Genomic DNA, 1,121 nt, shown 5'->3' with positions numbered 1-1,121 from the left:
GGGCCGGTGGAGGCGGTGGGGGTGGACCTGTCACCGGTCCCGGTGGCCGAGGCGGAGCTGGTGTCGCGAGTGGGAGAAGTGTTGGGGGCGGGCTTCGATGTGGCGGCGGCGGTGCCGGTGCGGGCGAGGCTGTTCCGGGTCGGGGACGCAGAGCACGTGCTGGCGGTGGCGGTGCATCACATCGCCGGGGACGGGTCGTCGATGCGGCCGTTGGCGCGGGATGTGATGGTGGCCTATGCGGCACGCTCGCGAGGGCAGGTGCCGGGGTGGGCGCCGCTGCCGGTGCAGTACGCGGATTACGCGTTGTGGCAACGGGAGATGCTCGGGGAAGCCGACGATCCGGAATCGATGGCCGGGCACCAGCTCGCATTCTGGAAGCGGGAGTTGGCGGGGGTCGCGGAGGTGCTGGGGTTGCCGACCGACCGGCCGCGGCCCGCGGTGGCCTCGATGCGGGGTGGGCGGATCGAGTTCACCGTCGAGGCGGGTCTGCATCGGCGGGTGAATGTGTTTGCCCGCGAGCATGATGCGACCTCGTTCATGGTGGTGCATGCGGTGCTGGCGGTGTTGCTGGCGCGGTTGTCGGGCAGTGACGACATCGTCGTGGGGACGCCGATCGCCGGTCGCGGTGAACACGAGCTCGACGATCTGGTCGGGATGTTCGTCAACACCCTGGTGTTGCGCACCCGGGTGGAGCCGGGGTGGTCGTTCCTCGACCTGCTCGAACGCACCCGGGACGTGGATCTGGCGGCGTACGCGCATGCCGAGGTGCCCTTCGAGTGGCTGGTCGAGGAACTGGCGCCGGTCCGCTCGACCGCGCATGCACCGTTGTTCCAGGTGCTGCTGGTGTTCCAGAACTTCGCGCCGACGGGATTCGAGCTGCCGGGGCTGACCGTCGAGGCGGTGCAAGCGGATCTGCCGGTGGCGAAGTTCGACCTGCAGGCGACCTTCGTGGAGCGGTCCGGACCCGACAACGTTCCGGCGGGGATGGATGTGGAATTCACCTACGCGACGGACCTGTTCGACGAAGCGACCGTCCGCGGGTTCGCCGACCGGTACATGCGAGTCCTCGAGACGGTCACCGCGGACCCGGCGACGCCGGTCGGGGATATCGAGATCCTCGA

General features: G+C 69.4%; 1 protein-coding gene. It reads left to right on the top strand.

Annotation, left to right across the window (positions count from 1 at the left end; genetic code table 11):
* Window positions 1-21 precede the first annotated feature (21 nt).
* On the top strand, window positions 22-1,121 hold a 1,100-nt coding region (locus AC3ERS_RS36565; protein WP_431972732.1), incomplete at its 3' end, for a condensation domain-containing protein.

Source organism: Nocardia sp. bgisy134 (assembly GCF_057708325.1).
This window is presented reverse-complemented; position numbering and strand designations above follow the sequence as displayed.